At 68.0% G+C, this 17101-nt stretch carries 16 protein-coding genes; 11 read left to right on the forward strand and 5 right to left on the reverse strand.

What is annotated here, in order from left to right:
- Positions 1–58: 58 nt before the first annotated feature.
- From BKH32_RS14090 to BKH32_RS09245, 3 genes are all read left to right on the forward strand, one after another.
- Entirely contained in the window at positions 59–451 is a 393-nt protein-coding gene (locus BKH32_RS14090; RefSeq protein WP_218638462.1) for a LysR family transcriptional regulator, read from the forward strand.
- On the forward strand, positions 452–841 hold the full coding sequence (locus BKH32_RS14095; protein WP_218638463.1) for a LysR substrate-binding domain-containing protein: 390 nt from the start codon (positions 452–454) through the stop codon (positions 839–841).
- Positions 842–1218: 377 nt separating this feature from the next.
- Positions 1219–1671, forward strand: a complete 453-nt coding sequence (locus tag BKH32_RS09245) for a zinc ribbon domain-containing protein (RefSeq protein ID WP_075249846.1) — start codon at positions 1219–1221, stop codon at positions 1669–1671.
- A gap of 48 nt (positions 1672–1719) precedes the next feature.
- Here the strand turns inward: BKH32_RS09245 and BKH32_RS09250 are convergent, their stop codons facing one another.
- Positions 1720–2688 carry a Fic family protein gene (locus tag BKH32_RS09250; protein ID WP_075249754.1) on the reverse strand — a complete coding sequence of 323 codons (969 nt, stop codon included), beginning with the start codon at positions 2686–2688 and terminating at the stop codon, positions 1720–1722.
- A gap of 105 nt (positions 2689–2793) precedes the next feature.
- The gene (locus BKH32_RS09255; RefSeq protein WP_075249755.1) at positions 2794–3798 is read right to left on the reverse strand and encodes an alpha/beta hydrolase; all 1005 of its coding nucleotides are present in this window, start codon (positions 3796–3798) and stop codon (positions 2794–2796) included.
- Positions 3799–3972: 174 nt separating this feature from the next.
- Between BKH32_RS09255 and BKH32_RS09260 the strand changes: the two genes are divergently transcribed.
- The 5 genes from BKH32_RS09260 (at position 3973) to BKH32_RS09280 (ending at position 10080) form a co-directional block, all read left to right on the forward strand.
- Complete coding sequence (locus BKH32_RS09260) at positions 3973–6477, forward strand: glycoside hydrolase family 3 protein (protein WP_178384596.1); 2505 nt, start codon at positions 3973–3975, stop codon at positions 6475–6477.
- 167 nt (positions 6478–6644) lie between these two features.
- Positions 6645–7421 carry an SDR family NAD(P)-dependent oxidoreductase gene (locus tag BKH32_RS09265; protein ID WP_075249756.1) on the forward strand — a complete coding sequence of 259 codons (777 nt, stop codon included), beginning with the start codon at positions 6645–6647 and terminating at the stop codon, positions 7419–7421.
- Between the two features lie 110 nt (positions 7422–7531).
- A complete protein-coding gene (locus tag BKH32_RS09270) occupies positions 7532–8311 on the forward strand; it encodes a carboxymuconolactone decarboxylase family protein (protein ID WP_075249757.1) in 780 nt (259 codons plus the stop codon).
- 88 nt (positions 8312–8399) lie between these two features.
- Positions 8400–9182, forward strand: a complete 783-nt coding sequence (locus BKH32_RS09275; protein ID WP_075249758.1) for an alpha/beta hydrolase family protein — start codon at positions 8400–8402, stop codon at positions 9180–9182.
- A gap of 88 nt (positions 9183–9270) precedes the next feature.
- Positions 9271–10080, forward strand: a complete 810-nt coding sequence (locus tag BKH32_RS09280; protein ID WP_075249759.1) for a class I SAM-dependent methyltransferase — start codon at positions 9271–9273, stop codon at positions 10078–10080.
- Here BKH32_RS09280 and BKH32_RS09285 read toward each other — a convergent pair.
- Entirely contained in the window at positions 9993–10430 is a 438-nt protein-coding gene (locus BKH32_RS09285) for a type II toxin-antitoxin system death-on-curing family toxin (RefSeq protein WP_075249760.1), read from the reverse strand. The genes BKH32_RS09280 and BKH32_RS09285 overlap by 88 nt on opposite strands.
- Positions 10431–10440: 10 nt before the next feature.
- The gene (locus BKH32_RS09290; RefSeq protein ID WP_003789504.1) at positions 10441–10644 is read right to left on the reverse strand and encodes a hypothetical protein; all 204 of its coding nucleotides are present in this window, start codon (positions 10642–10644) and stop codon (positions 10441–10443) included.
- A gap of 164 nt (positions 10645–10808) precedes the next feature.
- On the opposite strand from BKH32_RS09290, the gene BKH32_RS09295 reads away from it, so the two are divergent.
- The 3 genes from BKH32_RS09295 to BKH32_RS09305 all read left to right on the forward strand — a co-directional run bounded on the left by BKH32_RS09295 (position 10809) and on the right by BKH32_RS09305 (position 15862).
- Positions 10809–12269, forward strand: coding sequence for an McrB family protein (locus BKH32_RS09295; RefSeq protein ID WP_075249761.1), 1461 nt, complete (start codon positions 10809–10811; stop codon positions 12267–12269).
- A complete protein-coding gene (locus tag BKH32_RS09300) occupies positions 12266–13381 on the forward strand; it encodes a 5-methylcytosine restriction system specificity protein McrC (RefSeq protein ID WP_081376768.1) in 1116 nt (371 codons plus the stop codon). Before BKH32_RS09295 ends, BKH32_RS09300 begins: the two co-directional genes overlap by 4 nt.
- A 948-nt stretch (positions 13382–14329) precedes the next feature.
- Positions 14330–15862 carry an alpha-amylase gene (locus BKH32_RS09305; protein WP_075249762.1) on the forward strand — a complete coding sequence of 511 codons (1533 nt, stop codon included), beginning with the start codon at positions 14330–14332 and terminating at the stop codon, positions 15860–15862.
- A 61-nt stretch (positions 15863–15923) separates the two neighbouring features.
- Here the strand turns inward: BKH32_RS09305 and BKH32_RS09310 are convergent, their stop codons facing one another.
- A complete protein-coding gene (locus tag BKH32_RS09310) occupies positions 15924–17096 on the reverse strand; it encodes an ABC transporter ATP-binding protein (RefSeq protein ID WP_075249763.1) in 1173 nt (390 codons plus the stop codon).
- Between the last annotated feature and the right edge of the window lie 5 nt (positions 17097–17101).

Raw genomic sequence — 17101 nt, forward strand, 5'->3', positions numbered from 1 at the left:
CATCAGTCTTTACGGCGATCTTCATTCTGTAAAATGCAAGTATCGGAACTGTTGATGCATGAGGTGCATCAAGGCGTGGAGGGTGCGGATGGAGCTGGAACAGCTGAGGCAGCTCGAGGCGATCGAGCGCGAAGGGACCATGAGCGCGGCGGCGCAGGTTCTGCACCTTTCGCAGCCGGCGCTATCGCGCTCGCTCGGGCGCCTGGAGAGAGAACTTGGCCAGTCTCTCTTCGATCGTGTGGGACGCCGCCTCATCCTCAACGACGCCGGTCGGGTCGCCCTGGAGCACGCAGGGCAAATCCTCAGGGCCGAGCGGATGATGCGCGAGGCACTGGCCGACGTCGCCCGTCGCACCCGTGCTCTACGGGTGGGGACTGTCGCTCCAGTACCGCTGTGGCGCCTGACCGCCCTCATGACCGAGCGGTTCCCCGGGCTGGTCCTCACCTCCTAGATGCTCGGCGAGGACGAGGTGGAGTGCGGGGTTGTCGACGGCGACCTCGACCTGGGTATCAGTCTGCGGCCCCAGGCGCTGCCCATGGTGCGCTCGACTCGGCTCATGGTGGAGAACCTCGCCGTCGTCCTGCCCTCCGAGCACAAGCTGGCGGGCAGGAGCAGCGTGAGCATGGCCGAGCTCGACGGTGAGACCTTCCTCCTGCTCAAAGACATCGGCTTCTGGCGTCAGGTGTGCGACCAGCATCTGCCTCACTCCGAGTTCATTGTGCAGGAGGACCGCGGTGTCTTCGAAGGGCTGGTGCGCAGCTCGCCGCTGCCCTCACTTCGTCACCGATGCGCCCTTCTTCTCGGACGCTGCACCCGAACGGGTCGTCGTGCCGATTCGTGACACGGCGGTGCACGCGACCTTCTACCTGCTGGTCCGTGCCGGCTGCCGTCAGGAGGCCGAAAACCTCTTCGACTGGGTGAGCCGGCAGTGACCAGCGTGCCTGACGGGAGCGACGTGTGCCGTCGGCGACATGCGTCCCGCTGGGATTCAGGAACCCTCCATATGGTCGATAAATGCCACATGCCGGATCGAAACGGCGCCACATGCCGGACTGGATGGGCGCCACCCGGAGGATCAGAACGGTGCCGGCTACCGGTTAACGGTGTCGGAAGGCCGGTGCTCTCGGTGCAACAACCTGTTTCTCGACGTCGGAGCGGGGCTGTGGTTACCTGATGAGCGTGGCCATGCAGAGGGCTGCGGAAGAGAGAGGGACCAGCATGAGTATCGGAGAGGTCATTAGCGCAGCCCGGGAGGCTCAGGGGATGACTCAGAGTGACCTGGCGGGCAAGGTCCTTGTCACCCGCCAAGCCGTCTCGAGGTGGGAGACCGGGGTGACGACCCCGGGTGTCGATATGTGCAAGCTCCTCGCCGGCGCGCTCGACGTTCCAGTCACACGGCTTCTGGAGATGCCCCCGGAGCCGTGCTGCCAGAGCTGCGCTCTCCCCTTGGGCAAAGAGGCGGACTACGGTGCCGAGTCCGACGGCACGAAGTCGGAGGAGTACTGCACCTGGTGCTATCCGGACGGGGCCTTCACTGGAGAGGAAACGCTCGATGCCTTCATCGAGCACGCCGCCCCCTATATGGCCGAGGGGGTCGGTGTCTCTCGGGACGAGGCCATCTCCTACCTGGCTGTCGTCCTACCGACTCTCAAGCGGTGGGCTCCCCGGTGACGAGGCGGACGAGGCTACGGCGCTCCAAGTGACCCTGTCAACCGGAAGCTAAGCAGATCCACCTTCTTCTATGACGCGCCATGTTCCTGCTCGAGCGCTCCCCTCTCTCCTCAGACGCCCCGAGCGGCGCAGGTCGGAGACAATACGCTCCGCTGTTCTGTGCGCGCACTCCAAATGGCCTGCCAGATCGGCAATGGTTGCACTCGGGTCAGCTTTGAAGAACGAGAGAGTCCGTTCCTGACGATCCTGGGCCGGAGAGTCTGATGCGTAGGGGATGAGGGCATCTCTGATGATCGTGAGCATGAAGGTGACAAAGGAATCGCTCGTCCCTGCCGTGTTGGAGCTCGCGATCGCTGCGTAGTAGTCGGCCTGGCGTCCGCGGATCACACTTTCAATCGGTAACCAGGCCAATGGGGATCGCCAGTGGGACAGCAGCAGCGTGTGCCATAGGCGGCCGGTGCGGCCGTTGCCGTCCGCGAAGGGGTGGATGAACTCGAACTCGTAGTGGAAGATGCAGGACACCAGCAGAGGGTGAAGGTCGGTTGACGACATCCAGCCGAACAAGTCGCCCATGACCTCGGGGAGGTACTGCGCCGGTGTCCCTGCGTGGACGAGTCTGCTCCCCTGAAAGACTCCTGCGTTCCCTGAACGGTATCGCCCGGCGTCGTCGATGAGCCCGCGCATCATGACACCGTGAGCTCGCAACAGGTCATCGGCAGAATGAGGGTTGAGGTCATCCATGAGCTGATATGCGAGACGGGCGTTGTCCACCTCGAGAATCTGCTCGGCGGGACCAAGAACCCGCTTGCCGTCGAGGATTGCCGTGACCGTCTCACGTGAGAGCGTGTTCCCCTCGATCATGAGGGAGGAATGGATAGTGGTGATGCGCAGCTCGCGGTGAAGGACAGGGCTCGTGCTGAGAGGGGAGGTTGTTCCCAAAGCGCCGACGAGCTCGGCGATCTCCATGCAGAGCTCGTCGATCTCGGCGGTGCGGTTCAGCGGTGGCTCGTAGCCCATCTGTTCTCCTCTGAGATGCTCTCGGCTTGTCGGGAGACCGTAATGTTGTCAGTGTGACGACGATTACCGCCACACTTTACCGCCAGTGGCGGTAATCGAGCGTGGTCAGGCGAGCTCGCCGGTGACGAGGCGGACGAGGTCTCGGCGCGCCCGGCGTCCCTCGGGAGTGGGGAACATTGGGTAGACGTGGTTGAGGCTCTCGCCGACGTGCAGCGTCGAGTCCACCCCGGCCTCCAGGAGCTTGGCATGGAAGAGCGCATTGTCCGGCAGGAGGATCTCCCGGGTCCCCACGAAGGTCGTCACCTTCTTCAGGCCCGACAACTCACCGTAGATGGGCGAGAGGTGCCAGTCGGTCAATGGGGTGCCGCCCGCCCAGGAGCGACCGATCTCCGTGAGGGGCCCGGGCGCCATGAGCGGGTCGGCGTCGACGTAGTCGGCGATCTCCGGGTTCACGTGGGTGATGTCGACCCAGGGTGAGATGAGGGCGAGCTCGTCGGGCTGGGCATCACCGGCCTCGGCCAGGGACAGGGCGATGACCGCCGCCAGGCCCCCGCCGGCACTGTCCCCCATGAGGACGATCCGCTTACCCGGGTTCTCCGCCACCGTGCGCCGATAGAGCTCCAGCACCAACCGGTGCGCCTCGGACCAGGTGTGGTGGGGCGTCAGCGGGTAGAGCGGCATGACAACGTCGGCCCCCGTCCTGCGGGCCAGATGATCGACCAGCCAGGCGTGCGCCGAGACCGCCGTCGAGATGTAGCCGCCGCCGTGCAGGTAGACGATGACCGCGCTCGACGGCGTCCGCGGGCGGACGTGGTAGACGGGCATGCCGGAGTCCTCGCGCCGCTCCAGGTCGTAGAAGAAGCGCCCCCAGGCCGGGAAGGTGACGGAACGGGCAGGCTCGGGGCGGCCTGCCAGACGCGCGATCCGCTCGGTGATCGGGACGCGCGCGCCCAGCGCCTTGACCGGCCGGGTGCCGTACTCCGCCAGGCTCGCCGCGGCCGAGCGACCATAGCGCTTGCGGGAGTAAAGGCTGAAGGCCCCCACCGTCAGGGCCGCACTGGCCACGCCGACAGCGATCCTGCTCCCGCTGAGTCCTTTGGGTGCCTTCATGATTCCTCCACTCCACAGAGCCCCGAGTGCTCTCCGACAACATCTCCGGATCCGGTGTCTGCTCCGTTATCGTAGGCAACAGAACACCGCGATGATGAGGTGAGCTCAGCTCGTTCACTCAGTGCGAGGCCTGCACGTGGCGCTGCCGTCGGCATGACAAGAGGAGATTGCGATATGGAAGCCTACGAGACCGACCACCTGGCCGCCATCCGCGCTCTCGCCCCCGAGTGCATGGTGCTGCTGCGCTCCAATGGCGCCTTCCCCCTGGCTGAGCCGGGCGAGATCGCCCTGTACGGCTCCGGTGCGCGACACACCATCAAGGGCGGAACCGGCAGCGGAGACGTCAACTCCCGCCACGTCACCACCATTGAGGAGGGACTGGTGACGGCCGGCTTCACCATCGTCACCCGGCCCTGGCTGGAGGCCTACGACCGTATCCGTCTGCAGGCCCATGAGGACTTCATCGCCGGCATCAGGGCCGAGGCCGCCAAGCGCGGCCTCCCCGCCATCATGGTCGGCATGGGCTCGGTCATGCCCGAGCCGGAGTACACGATCCCCCTCGACATCGAGACCGGCAGCGACCCGCGTACGGCCGTCTACGTCCTGTCCCGAACCTCCGGGGAAGGCAGTGACCGCACCCCCGAGGCCGGAGACCTCAGGCTCACCGACACCGAGATCCGTGACATCCTCGCCCTGAACGAGCGCTTCGAGCGGTTCCTCCTCGTGCTCAACGTGGGTGGCGTCGTCGACCTCAGCCCGCTCGATGATGTTGCCAATATCCTCCTGCTCTCCCAGCTCGGCGCCTGCATCGGCGACGCCTTCGCCGACGTCCTCCTGGGGCGGGCCTACCCCTCCGGAAAGCTCGCCACCACCTGGAGCGCCTGGGACGAGGGCGACCAGCTCGGCGACTTCGGCGACCCGGACGACACCCACTACCGTGAGGGCATCTACGTCGGCTACCGCTTCTACGACTCGGTCGGCAAGGAACCGCTCCTCCCCTTCGGATTCGGCCTGGGCTACACGACCTTCGACGCCCAGCCCCGCCAGGTGAGCCTCGACGGCGCCCGCGTGAGCATCGATGTCGACGTCACCAACACCGGCGGGTACCCGGGCAAGGAGACCATCCAGGTCTACGTCAGTGTGCCGGCCGGACGCCTCGACCAGCCCCTCCAGGCACTCGCAGGCTTCACCAAGACCGGTGAGATCGCCCCCGGCGCCACGGCACGGATCACCGTCGACGTCGACCTGACCGATCTGGCCTCCTACGACGAGGCCGCCCGCGCCACGGTCCTGGAGGCCGGGCGCTACCTGCTGCGGGCGGGGACCTCCAGCCGGCAACTGAGCCCCGTCGCCGTCGTCGAGCTCGCCCAGGACGCAACCGTGCGACACCTGGCCGGCGACCTGGGGGAGCCCGGCTTCACCGACTGGAAGCCCGAGCCCCCTGCGGTCCTCGACATTCCGGCCGGCCTGCCGGTGCTCGCCGTCGACCCGGACGACCTGCGCCTGCCGGATCGCGCCGCGCCCGATGAGCAGGTAGCGAGGGAGGACTTGGCCCTCACCCTGGCCCGGGACCTGTCCGACGACGAGCTCATCCATACCGTCCTGGGCGACTACCGCCGCGGTGAGGAGTCCGGCTCCATCGTCGGGGCCGCCTCCACCACCGTCATCGGCGCGGCGGGACAGGCCACCACCCGGATCCCCGGTCTGCCCGGCATCATCATGGCCGACGGGCCCGCCGGTCTGCGCCTGGCCCCCACCTACGGCGTCGACGCCGAGGGCCCCTTCTCCCTGGGCGACTCCAGCCTGCCCGCCACCTTCCTCGAGCTCCTGGACGACGCCGGACGTGAGGCCCTCGGCATCGCCGACGAGCCAGAACCCCGCGAACCCGCCGAGATTCGCGAGCAGTACACCACCGCCATCCCCATCGGCACCGCGCTCGCCCAGTCCTGGAACCCTGCGCTGGCTGAGCAGCTCGGCGACGTCGTCGGAGCCGAGATGGAGCGCTTCGGTATCCACCTCTGGCTCGCCCCCGCCATCAACCTGCACCGCAGCGTCCTGTGCGGACGCAACTTCGAGTACCTCTCCGAGGACCCGCTGCTGGCCGGACGCATCGCCGCCGCCATCACCCGCGGGGTCCAGACCCACCCGGGGCGGGGCGTGACCATCAAGCACCTGGCCTGCAACAACCAGGAGACCAACCGCCTCAACTCCAACAGCCGGGTCGGCCCCCGAGCCCTGCGCGACCTCTACCTGCGCGCCTTCGAGATCTGCGTGCGCCAGGCCCGGCCCGCCGCCGTCATGACCTCCTACAACCTCATCAACGGCGTCCACACCTCCGAGTCTGCCCAGCTGCTCGAGATGATCCTGCGCCGGGAGTGGGGCTTCGACGGACTGGTCATGACCGACTGGGTCGTCGACGGCATGACCCGCAGCGACATGAAGCACCCGCGTGCCACCGCGGCCGCCACCATCAAGGCCGGAGGCGAGCTCTTCATGCCTGGAGGTGAGACGGACCGCCAGGACCTCCTGGCGGCCCTGGAGCGGGGGAGCGCAGGGCGCGGGCCGGGTGGCCGGAGCGAGCCGGAGAACGGAGGCGCGGCCCTGACTCGCGACGAGCTCGAGACGCAGGCCGCCCGCGTCATCCGCATGGCCTGGAGGCTCGCGGGCTTTGAGCGGTGACTGCTCACGGACGTTCACGCCCGTGAGGCGCTGCTGCTCCAGTCGGGCAGAAGATCCAGGAAGGTTCTTGGTCCCTTGCGATACCCCGACAACCCCGGCATGGTTCATAGCAGTCCGCTCCGACGACGCCACCTGGGGCGCGCCGGAGGGTGCAAGGAGGAACCATCATGACCAGTATGTTCGACCTCAGTGGGAAGGTGGCGGTCGTGTCCGGGGCAAGCTCGGGCCTCGGTGCGGACGCCGCCCGTGCCTACGCCGAGAACGGTGCCGATGTCGCCCTGCTCGCTCGGCGTCTTGAGCGTTTGGAGGCTCTGGGCGAGGAGATCCGGGCGGCCGGACGCCGTGCGCTCGCCGTCCGCTGTGACGTCACCAGCGAGGAGAGCTGCCGTAACGCCGTCGAGAAGGTGGTGGAGGCCTATGGGCGCATCGACATCCTTCTCAACAACGCGGGGGTCGCCGTGCGCGGCGGTGTCGACACCCTCTCGGAGGCCGACTGGGACCGTTCCTTCGCCACCAACGTCAAGGGCATGTTCCACGTCAGCAAGTACGTCGTGCCCCTCATGCGTGAGCGCGGGTACGGCAAGATCGTCAATATCGCCTCGGTCAACGCCGTTATCGCCGACAAGCAGGACGTGTTCATCCGTCACGCCTACAACGCCTCCAAGGCTGCGGTCCTGGGGCTCACCAAGGGAATGGCCTGCTCCTACGCCCGTTACGGGATTACCGTGAACGCTGTCGGACCGGGGCTGTTCGCCTCCGAGATGACCGAGAGCACCCTGTTCAGCAGTGAGGAGTTCCTGACGGCCTACAACGCGCTGAACCCCGCCGGCCGCCCCGGAGGCAAGGGCGAGCTCAACGGGACGATCCTCTACCTCTCCTCCGACGCCTCCAGCTATGTCCAGGGACAGCTCATCCTCGTCGACGGCGGCATGGCACTGGTCTGAGAGGTCGCCCCGTCGCGAATCCGGCGACGGGGCGTAGCAAGCTCATCGCCGGGGCGGCCGACGTGACATGCTCGGATTTGAGCCGCCCGCACTGCATAAGGAGCCCCTCCATGGCGCTGACACCACAGGCACGTGAGACCTTCACCCGACTCTTTGGCCTGGAGCCGCAGCCGCATCCCACGGATCCCGAGCTCTTCGACATCCTCCAGAACGAGATCTTCGACGAGGCCTTCTCCACAGGAGTCCTCACCGACGTTGAGCGAGAGCTGCTCACCGTCACCGTCCTGGCCGCCATGCAGACCCTCCCGCAGCTCACGGCCCATGTGGGCGCGGCCCTCAACATCGGCGCCGGCCCGCTCCAGCTGCGCGAGACCATCTACCAGTGCGCCCCCTACATCGGCTTCCCCAAGACGCTCAACGCCATCGACATCGCCAACAAGGTCTTCGAGGCGCGCGGCATCTCCCTGCCCCTGGAGAGTGCCGGTACCGTCGACGCCACCGACCCCAGCGCCCGCGAGCAGGCCGGCGCCGCCATCCAGGCCCCGCTTTACGGCAACGAGGTCAAGGAGGTCTTCTCCGCCCTGCCCGAGCCCTTCGACCAGTTCGTGCCCCACCTGCTGACCTCCTCCGCCTTCGGCGACTTCGCCACCCGTGGCGGCCTCGACGTCGCCCAGCGCGAGCTCATCAGCCTCGTGGCCATCGCCGCCATCGGCGCCACCACCCAGCTGCGCCCGCACGTGGCCGGGGCGATCAGGGCCGGCTCCTCCCGCCAGAAGGTGGCCGCCGCCCTGGTGCAGGTCATGCCCTACATCGGTGGCCCCTACGCGCTGTCCGGCCTGGTCCTCGTGGCCCGTTACGACGAGAGCGCCTCGGCAGAGGCCTACCGCTGACGCTGCGCGTCCTCACCCGTCCGGCGGTCCGTCTACGATGGCCGCCGGGCCGGTTCTCGTTGCCGGCCCCAGGCAGCAAGGAGAACACGTGACGACGACGCAGCCCTACCTCTCACGGCAGGTCACCCTCACCGTCCAGGGGCAGGGGGTCGGGGGACTGACCTACGTCCCGCGCACGGCGTCGTCGTCCCCCGCGCCCCTGGTCATCTGCTGCCACGGCATGGAGGGCTCCCACACCCGCGTCGCCCCCATGGCCCGGCGCTTCGCCGCGGCCGGGGCCGTGGCCGTCTGCTTCGACTTCCGCGGGGGCGGCGGCAGCGCCAGCCAGGGCGAGACCACCGCGATGTCGGCCCTCACCGAGCTGGCCGACCTCGAAGCCGTCCTCGCCGCCGCCTGCGCCTGGCCGGAGGTCGACGCCTCCCGGGTCGCCCTGTTCGGGCTGAGTCTGGGCGGGGCGGTCGCAGCGCTCGCGGCCGCCCGTCACCCGCAGCGGATCACCGCCCTGGCCCTGTGGTACCCGGCCCTGCGGCTGGGGGAGAACCTGCGCGCCGCCTTCCGCACGCCGGCGGCCGTGCCCGAGGAGTTCGACTGGGCAGGCATCCGCCTGGGGCGCGTCTACGCCGTCGACGGCTGGAACCTGGAGGTCGGGGCCGAGCTGGCCACCTACCGCCGCCCCGTTCTCATCGTCCACGGGGACCAGGACCGCGCCGTGCCCATCGAGGTCTCCCGGGCCGCCGTGAGCGCCCTGCCCGACGCCGAGCTCGTCACCATCCCCGGCGCCGCCCACGGCTTCGGCGACGCCAACTGGGAGGAGGCCGTGCGCCGCACCATCGGCTTCCTGGCCTGGAACGGGGTCCTCGAGGAGGACTGAGCCGCGCGGCGGGCAGCGGCAGCGGGCGGCCCAGCCCGTTTTCTGACAGCGGTGGTTCCCGGGCCGCCGACGTCGCAGAATTGCTGGCATGAGCGCACACGGGACTGTGGACCTGACCAGCGTCAGCAAGACGATGCTGCTGACCCTCCACGCCAGGGCGGAGCACACGCTCTGCGAGCGGCCGCGCTTCACCGACCCCGCCGCCGTCGAGCTCGTCTCCCGGCTCGACTACGACTTCACCATGGCCAGGCAGGACCGGCTCATGGCTGACGGCGTCGTGCTGCGCACCCTCACGCTCGACCCGCTCGTGGCCGGGTACCTGGCCACCCACCCCGGCTGCACAGTGATCAACATCGCCTGCGGGCTCGACACCCGCTTCCAGCGCCTCGACGACGGGCGCGTCACCTGGTACGACCTCGACCTGCCCGACGTCATCGCGCTGCGACGCCGGCTGCTCGAGGACGGTGAGCGTCACCGCACCATTGCCGCCTCCGCCCTCGACCCCGCCTGGCCCGACCATCTGGAGGACATGAGCCGCGACGTGCTCGTCATCATCGAGGGACTGAGCATGTACCTCGAGCAGGAGGAGGTTCGCACGCTCCTGGACATCATCGCCGCGCGCCTGCCCGGTGCGACCGTCCTCATCGAGGTCATGCCCCGCCTGTTCCAGAAGTACGGCCGGGAGCGCTCAGTGGAGGACGCGGGGGCGCGCTACACCTACGGCTGCTCCAGTGCCGCCGAGTTCCGCCGCACGGTGGCCCCCGGCTACACGCTGCTCCACGACGTCCCCTTCACCCGCACCATCGCGCGCTACCACCCCCTGCTCGCGCCCCTGACGCGGCTGCCGCTGGTGGGCAGACTCTCCGAGCGCATCGTGGTACTGCGAGCGCGCCATTGAGACAGGGCCTCGGTGATCTCCTTGAGTGAGAGCTTCCCAGCGGCGACGTCCATCACCATCCGGTAGGCGTCGTCGTCGGGCGCCTCGACCCAGTGGCCGTTGATGTCCAGGAAGACCAGCGTGGCCAGCCACCCCAGGCGCTTGCCGCCATCCACCGGTGGATGATTGTGGACCAGGGAATCAAGCAGAGCCGCGGCCTTCTCATCGATGGTGGCGTAAGCGTCGCGTCCCCAGAGCGCGGTCGCAGGTCGGTGCAGCGCCGAGTCGAGCAGGCCGAGATCGCGGACCGGTCCCGCAGTGAGGTCCTCAATGAGCGACAGCGCGTCCTCGAGTGTCAGGTACTCGACCATCTCTGCCCGATCAGCGGCCGAGGCGTTCCAGGACTTCGGCGTACCGGTTGCGGATGCGGGCGGAGGCGTCTGCGACTCTCTGCTCATGTCCGCGGCGCGCGGCCGCCTCGTGGATCGCCCGGATCGTCGCCTCCTGGCGGCTGACCCCGTCCTCCTGCGCAAGGAGCGCGAGCAGCCGCTCATCCTCTTTGCTCAAGCGCAATGTCATCGCCATACGTCCACAGTAGCAGGTGGTACCAGACTGGTATCAGGTGGGTGTGTTTTCAGGATCGACCGGATTCCGCTGCGCACCCGGCCGGTATCGATGGGGTGAGCCGGCACTACTATTCTCCCTGGACGTGCCCGCAGCGCCGCGGGCACGGGTGATGAGGAGGAATCATGGGTGAGCCGATGACGACGTCGGATGAGGATGCTCAGACGGCCGAGGAGCAGGAGCGTGGCTACTGGCTCTACGTCCCGGGCGAGGGCGCCGGGAAGTGGGAGGAGTTTCGAACGGCCGGGATCATGGCACTCAACTGGGACCGGATCGGCGACCCCACGAGCTACCCGAACGAGGAAGCCGTCATCGAGGCTCTGGAGGCCGGCTACGGGGACTGGGGAGGCAGGCCGACAGGCGCGGCGGGCATGATCCGGGACTTCACCCGCACGATGCGTCCCGGCGACGTCGTCTACGCCCGGCGCGGTCCGACCGAGATCATCGGGCGCGGCGTCGTCCGCTCGGAGTTCCGCTACGACGATGCCCGGCCCTCCTACCGCTGCGTGCGTGACGTCGAGTGGACGCATGTCGGCTCCTGGCCGCTTCAGCGAGGCGTCCGCCGAGTGACACTGCAGCGTCTCACGCAGGAGACCAGTTACAACCCGGCCCAGCTCGAGTCACTGTTCGAGGATCGGAACGACCCTGACTCGTCCACGATCTCCGCCTCCGCCGCGAGTCCCCGGAGCGCTGATGAGCCCGACGTCGTCGCCGACGTCTACACACGGGAGAACTTCCTGGCGGAGGTATTCGTCGATCCCGAGGACCTGGAGCAGATGCTCGGGCTGCTGCGCCGCAAGAAGAACCTCATCCTCCAGGGCGCTCCGGGTACGGGGAAGACCTTCGCGGCCAAGCGCCTGGCATACGCCCTCATGGGGCAGACGGATGACTCGCGGGTGGAGGTGGTGCAGTTCCATCAGTCGACCGCCTACGAGGACGTCGTCGTCGGGCTGCGCCCTACGGCCGAGGGCGGGTTCGCGGCCGCCGAGGGCGTCTTCGCCAGGTTCTGCCGGCGTGCCGCCGCCGACCCTGGACGGGACTACGTGTTCATCATCGACGAGATCAACCGGGCCAACGTCTCCAAGGCCTTCGGCGAGCTGCTCATGCTTGTTGAGGCCGAGCACCGTGGGGAGGCGCTGCGTCTGCCCGTGTCCGGGGATCTGCTGTCCGTCCCGAAGCGGCTCCACATCATCGGCATGATGAACACCGCCGACCGGGGGCTGGCCCTCATCGACTACGCGCTACGGCGCCGCTTCGCCTTCTTCGAGATGAGGCCGGCCCTCGACCACCCTGGGTTCCTCAGGCACGTCGAGGCCGTGGGCAGCTCGAGGCTGGAGGCGCTGGTCGACGTCGTACGCCGCCTCAACCAGCGGATCGTCGAGGACGAGGCCCTCGGCCCCGGGTTCCAGATCGGCCACTCCTACCTGTGCCTGCCTGCGGCCGGCCCCGAGAACCCTGCGGGCATGGATGCGGACGTGACCTCGGTGGTGCGCTACGAGCTGGAGCCACTGGTGCGCGAGTACTGGTTCGACAATCCCGCAGCGATGGACGAGAGCATTCACGAGCTGGAGAGCGTCCTGGTATGACGGAGGCCCTGCCCGGCCGGGCGCGAGACGGGGCTTCCGGCCGACCGCACCAGCGTGGTCCCAGCACCGTCCTGCTCAAGAACGTCTACTACATGCTCGCCTACGCCTTCAAGGCGCTGGAGACCGGTGAGCACCGGCGCCTGGCGGCCGAGGACTTCGAGCACGTCCACGACATGCTCGCCGCGATCCTGGCCGGTGGGCTGGACAACCAGCGCCGACGTGGTTTCGAGCGGGACTATCAGCCCTTCAGTGAGGACCTGACGGTTGTGCGAGGACGCATCGACCCGGCCGCCACGATGCGTCTGAGGGTGTGTCGCAGGAGCCTGGTGCGCTGCGGCTACGACGAGCGCACCGAGAACACCCTCATGAACCGGCTCCTCAAGACCGCCGCCCTGCGCCTGATCCTGCACGGCGACATCGTCCCAGCCCGCAGGACGCGCCTGAAGTCGACACTACTCGTCATGGGCGACGTCAAGGTGATGAGCACCGGGGACCTGCGGCGGCTGCATTGGGAGAGCTTGCGCTTCCACCGCGGTAACCGCTCCTACCGGCTGCTCATGGGCGTGTGCCGACTCATCCTGGACGAGCGGCTGCTCAGCGGCGCAGATGGCGCAGTCAGCCTCGCCGACTTCCTCGACCCCCAGGAGCTGAGCGCGCTGTACGAGCGATTCGTCCTGGCCTACTTCCGCCGCCACCACCCCCACCTGCGCGCCGGCGCTCCGTGGGTGAGCGGCGGCATCGAGGACGCCCCGGTCTTCCTCCCGGGGCTGCACACCGACATCGTCCTGACCGGGCCGGAGCGGACCCTCATCATCGACACCAAGTGCTACGGGCGCATCCTCGGTTCCCGCTACGACAGGTCGATCCTGTCCCCGGCCAACCGCAACCAGATCTACAGCTACGTCATGCACGAGGCCAGCGACCCCCGGCAGGCCGGGCGCGAGGTCGCCGGCATGCTGCTCTACGCCCAGACCGCCGTCGACCCGCCGATCCGCGAGACCTGGACCGAGACCGGGCACCGCTTCCACGTGCGCACCCTCGACCTGGACCGGGACTTCACTAAGATCGCCGTTCAGCTCGACGACGTCGCCGCCCTGCTCACGTCAACCTGACCACTCGCGAGTCGAGAGCGCGCCGTTCCGCACTGTCCACATCGTCCCTCCTTCTTCCGTCTGCGGGGACATTCTGCGCGTGGGGGTGCGCTTTCTTCCGGCCGGGGGACGTGCTGCGCATAGGGGGACAGGATTCCGGTCCCCGACGGCGTCGAATGCCCCCGGCCGTCACTGCGTGTTGGAGACCAAGAGGCGCGGGACGAGCACCGACGACGCCGGTGTCCACAAGGGCGACTGTCTTGCCGCGGAATCCCCGTGTTGTGGAGTCCGAGAAGGGCTGCCGGCGCCCGTTGGCATGATGGGTGATGCCTCCCATGGCATCTTCTCCCGGAACACTCATGTCCTTGCCGGGGAGGAAGGAGCCGGGAGGAGGTGAGGGCCGTGTCCAAGCCGAGAGGACGACGCGCAGAAGTCCGCAAGGGCAAGGTAACGGCCCGGAAGGTGAGCGAAGTCTTGACCGCTGTCGCTCGCCTGATCCGGGCCGTCGGTGTCCTTGTGGATGCCCTCAGTAAGTGGATCGGCTAGGCCGTTCCCTTGCGAGGGGAGTCAACCGGTAGCAGCCGGCTGGCTCCCCACCATTATGGGGCCGTCGATCCGCACTGTCCACATCGTCCTTCCTTCTTCTGTCTGCGGGGACATACTGCGCGTAGGGGTGCACTTTTTCCGGCCGGGGACATGGTGCGCGTAGGGGGACAGGATTCCGGTCCCCGACGGCGTCGAACGTCCCCGTCCGGAGGGACACGCCCCCCGGCCGCGTGGAATGTCCCCGGCTGCAGGCGCACGCATCTACCTGCATGGAATGCCCCGGCCGTTGAGGCATGTGGGACACCGGGAGGGACCGTGCGGACAGACACAGGACAACCCGGCACAGGGCAGGCGGACACGCACGGACTTCTCGACCGCGCATTCGGCTGTCGCCTGCGGGGAAGGACTGGCAGCATCGGAACCGTGACCGAGAACCACGCCCAGCCCAGCCCCGCCAACCCGGACGACGTCGTCAACCCCCTCCTGCTCCAGGCCTTCGCCTGGGACCTGCCCGCCGATTCCACTCACTGGCGCCTCCTGGCGGACAACGCCGCCCTCCTGGTCGACTGCGGGGTGAGCTCGGTGTGGCTCCCACCCGCCTACAAGGGGCAGGCTGGCGTGGAGGATGTCGGCTACGGCGTCTACGACACTTACGACCTGGGTGAGTTCGACCAGAAGGGCACCGTCCCCACCAAGTACGGCACCAAGGAGGACTACCTCGCCGCCATCGAGGCCCTGCACGCGGCCGGCATCAGCGTCGTGGCGGACATCGTCCTCAACCACCGCATGGGCGGGGACGACACCGAGGTCGTGCGCGCCACGCCCGTCGACCCCCACGACCGCACGCGCCCCATCGGGCAGACCGAGGAGATCACCGCCTGGACCCGCTACACCTTCCCGGCGCGCGCCGGCGCCTACTCGGACTTCACCTGGGACTGGACCTGCTTCCACGGCACCGACTGGGACGAGGCCCGCCACCAGCAGGGCGTCTGGCTCTTCGAGGGCAAGCAGTGGAACGAGAACGTCAACGACGAGCTCGGCAACTACGACTACCTCATGGGCTCCGACGTCCACGTCGTCGACCCCGCCGTCAGCGCCGAGATGGACCGCTGGGGGCGCTGGTACGTGGAGACCACCGGCGTCGACGGCCTGCGCCTGGACGCCCTCAAGCACGTCGGCGCCGACTTCTTCGCCCGCTGGCTGCCCGATCTGCGCCGCGCCACCGGCCGCGCCCTGCCGGCCGTGGGCGAGTACTGGTCCCGCGACGTCGCCGAGCTGGAGGGCTACCTGGAGGCCGTTCCCTTCATGAGCCTGTTCGACGTCCCCCTCCACTTCCACCTGCACGCCGCCTCCACCTCCAACGGCGACGTCGACCTGACCCGCCTCTTCGAGGACACCCTCGTGGCCGCCGACCCCGCGTGCGCCGTCACCTTCGTGGAGAACCACGACACCCAGCCGGGCCAGTCGCTGGCCTCCACCATCGAGTCCTGGTTCAAGCCCTCGGCCTACGCCCTCATCCTGCTGCGCGAGGCCGGAACCCCCTGCGTCTTCTGGGGCGACCTGTTCGGCACCCCCGAGACCGGCGACCTGCCTGCAGTCACCGAGCTGCCGCTGCTCATGACCATGCGCCGCGCCCTGGCCCACGGCCCCCAGCACGACGCCCTCGACGACCCCGACGTCGTCGGCTTCGCGCGCGAGGGCGACGAGGCCCACCCCGGCTCCGGGCTCGCCGTCGTCCTGTCCGACCGCAGGGCCGCCACCAAGCGCCTCCACGTCGGGGCGCGGCACGCCGGCGAGCAGTGGATCTGCGTCCTGGGCGGGCACGAGCCGGTACTCGTTGGTGACGACGGCGATGTCGAGCTGCCGGTGTCCGACGGCGGCCTGAGCGTCTACGCCCCCGAGGCCGCCTGGCCGATCCTGGACAGCGCCGAGCAGCACCTCCTGCGCCAGCGCTGAGCTCGGCGAACCACTCGCGAGGCCCAGCGCCGGCGGCACTGAGGAACGCGCGACGACGCTTCTACTCCGCAGGGAGCAGCCACGCCTTGTGGGACTCGATGGAGACGCGTACGGCCTGCCCCTCCTGGAACAGCTCATCCTGACGAGGATCGGAGACGACACAGACCATGGACCCGTACTCGGTCTCGACCTCGTACTCGACGGTCTCCCCGTAGAAGACACGGGTGATGATCTGTCCCAGCGACCCCGAGATCCGCTGGACCGGCTCCTGGACTGCGGCCAGTCTCACCGACTCGGGGCGGACCATGAGCACAACCTCCTGGTCGCCGTCCACTGCACTGGGATGACTGGGAACGGTCGTCTCAGAACCGAGCACCTCCACCTTCGCTCGCCTCCGCGTCTGGGAGGGCGCATCGAGCGCCTCGATGAACGTGGCCTTGAGGAAGTTGGCGCGTCCCACGAAGTCGGCCACGAACACCGATGCGGGATGCAGGTAGATCTCCTCGGGGGTGTCAACTTGTTCGATACGGCCCGCATTCATGACGACAATGCGGTCAGACATTGCCATTGCCTCAGACTGGTCATGAGTGACGTAGACCGAGGTGATCCCCAGTCGTTTCTGCATGTGGCGGATTTCCAGGCGCATTTTGATGCGCAGCTTGGCATCGAGATTGGAGAGGGGCTCGTCGAAGAGCAGCACCTTGGGGCGCACAACCATGGCGCGGGCGAGGGCGACACGCTGCTGCTGGCCGCCAGAGAGCTGAGACGGGGCGCGTTTGGCCATAGCCGTCAGGTTCATCGCGGTCAAAGCCACCTCAATGGCCTCGTCCATCTGTGCCGCCGGCATCTTCTGCAGCTTGAGACCGTAAGCTACGTTGTCCCGCACTGACAAATGGGGGAAGAGGGCGTAGGACTGGAAGACCATCGACATCGGGCGCCGGTTAGGGGGAATGACCGCCATGTTGTCGCCGTCGAGCATGACCTTTCCGGATGATGCATCTTCGAAGCCGGCGATCATTCGCAACGTAGTGGTTTTTCCGCAACCTGAGGGACCGAGGAGCGTGATGAACTCCCCTGGGTCGATGTCGAGGTTGATGTGGTCGACGGCAGTCACCTCTCCGCTTCCGTCACCGAATGTCTTGGTGAGTTCCATGAGGGACAGGCGACCGCTCTTGGTGTCGGAAGTCTCGTGGTCGGAGCTGGAGCGCACCTTCGTCTTGTCGGTGGGGTTCATTGTGA

Source organism: Actinomyces oris (genome assembly GCF_001929375.1).
Taxonomy (GTDB): domain Bacteria; phylum Actinomycetota; class Actinomycetes; order Actinomycetales; family Actinomycetaceae; genus Actinomyces; species Actinomyces oris_B.

Bases quoted from the DNA above. Each gene is read 5' to 3' on its own strand.
- BKH32_RS09265 (WP_075249756.1), top strand. From the start codon at position 6,645: ATGACCAGTATGTTCGACCTCAGTGGGAAGGTGGCGGTCGTGTCCGGG.
- BKH32_RS09260 (WP_178384596.1), top strand. From the start codon at position 3,973: ATGGAAGCCTACGAGACCGACCACCTGGCCGCCATCCGCGCTCTCGCC.
- BKH32_RS09245 (WP_075249846.1), top strand. From the start codon at position 1,219: ATGAGTATCGGAGAGGTCATTAGCGCAGCCCGGGAGGCTCAGGGGATG.
- BKH32_RS09250 (WP_075249754.1), bottom strand. From the start codon at position 2,688: ATGGGCTACGAGCCACCGCTGAACCGCACCGCCGAGATCGACGAGCTC.
- BKH32_RS09310 (WP_075249763.1), bottom strand. From the start codon at position 17,096: ATGAACCCCACCGACAAGACGAAGGTGCGCTCCAGCTCCGACCACGAG.
- BKH32_RS09285 (WP_075249760.1), bottom strand. From the start codon at position 10,430: ATGGTCGAGTACCTGACACTCGAGGACGCGCTGTCGCTCATTGAGGAC.
- BKH32_RS14090 (WP_218638462.1), top strand. From the start codon at position 59: ATGAGGTGCATCAAGGCGTGGAGGGTGCGGATGGAGCTGGAACAGCTG.
- BKH32_RS09255 (WP_075249755.1), bottom strand. From the start codon at position 3,798: ATGAAGGCACCCAAAGGACTCAGCGGGAGCAGGATCGCTGTCGGCGTG.
- BKH32_RS14095 (WP_218638463.1), top strand. From the start codon at position 452: ATGCTCGGCGAGGACGAGGTGGAGTGCGGGGTTGTCGACGGCGACCTC.
- BKH32_RS09295 (WP_075249761.1), top strand. From the start codon at position 10,809: ATGGGTGAGCCGATGACGACGTCGGATGAGGATGCTCAGACGGCCGAG.
- BKH32_RS09280 (WP_075249759.1), top strand. From the start codon at position 9,271: ATGAGCGCACACGGGACTGTGGACCTGACCAGCGTCAGCAAGACGATG.
- BKH32_RS09290 (WP_003789504.1), bottom strand. From the start codon at position 10,644: ATGGCGATGACATTGCGCTTGAGCAAAGAGGATGAGCGGCTGCTCGCG.
- BKH32_RS09270 (WP_075249757.1), top strand. From the start codon at position 7,532: ATGGCGCTGACACCACAGGCACGTGAGACCTTCACCCGACTCTTTGGC.
- BKH32_RS09300 (WP_081376768.1), top strand. From the start codon at position 12,266: ATGACGGAGGCCCTGCCCGGCCGGGCGCGAGACGGGGCTTCCGGCCGA.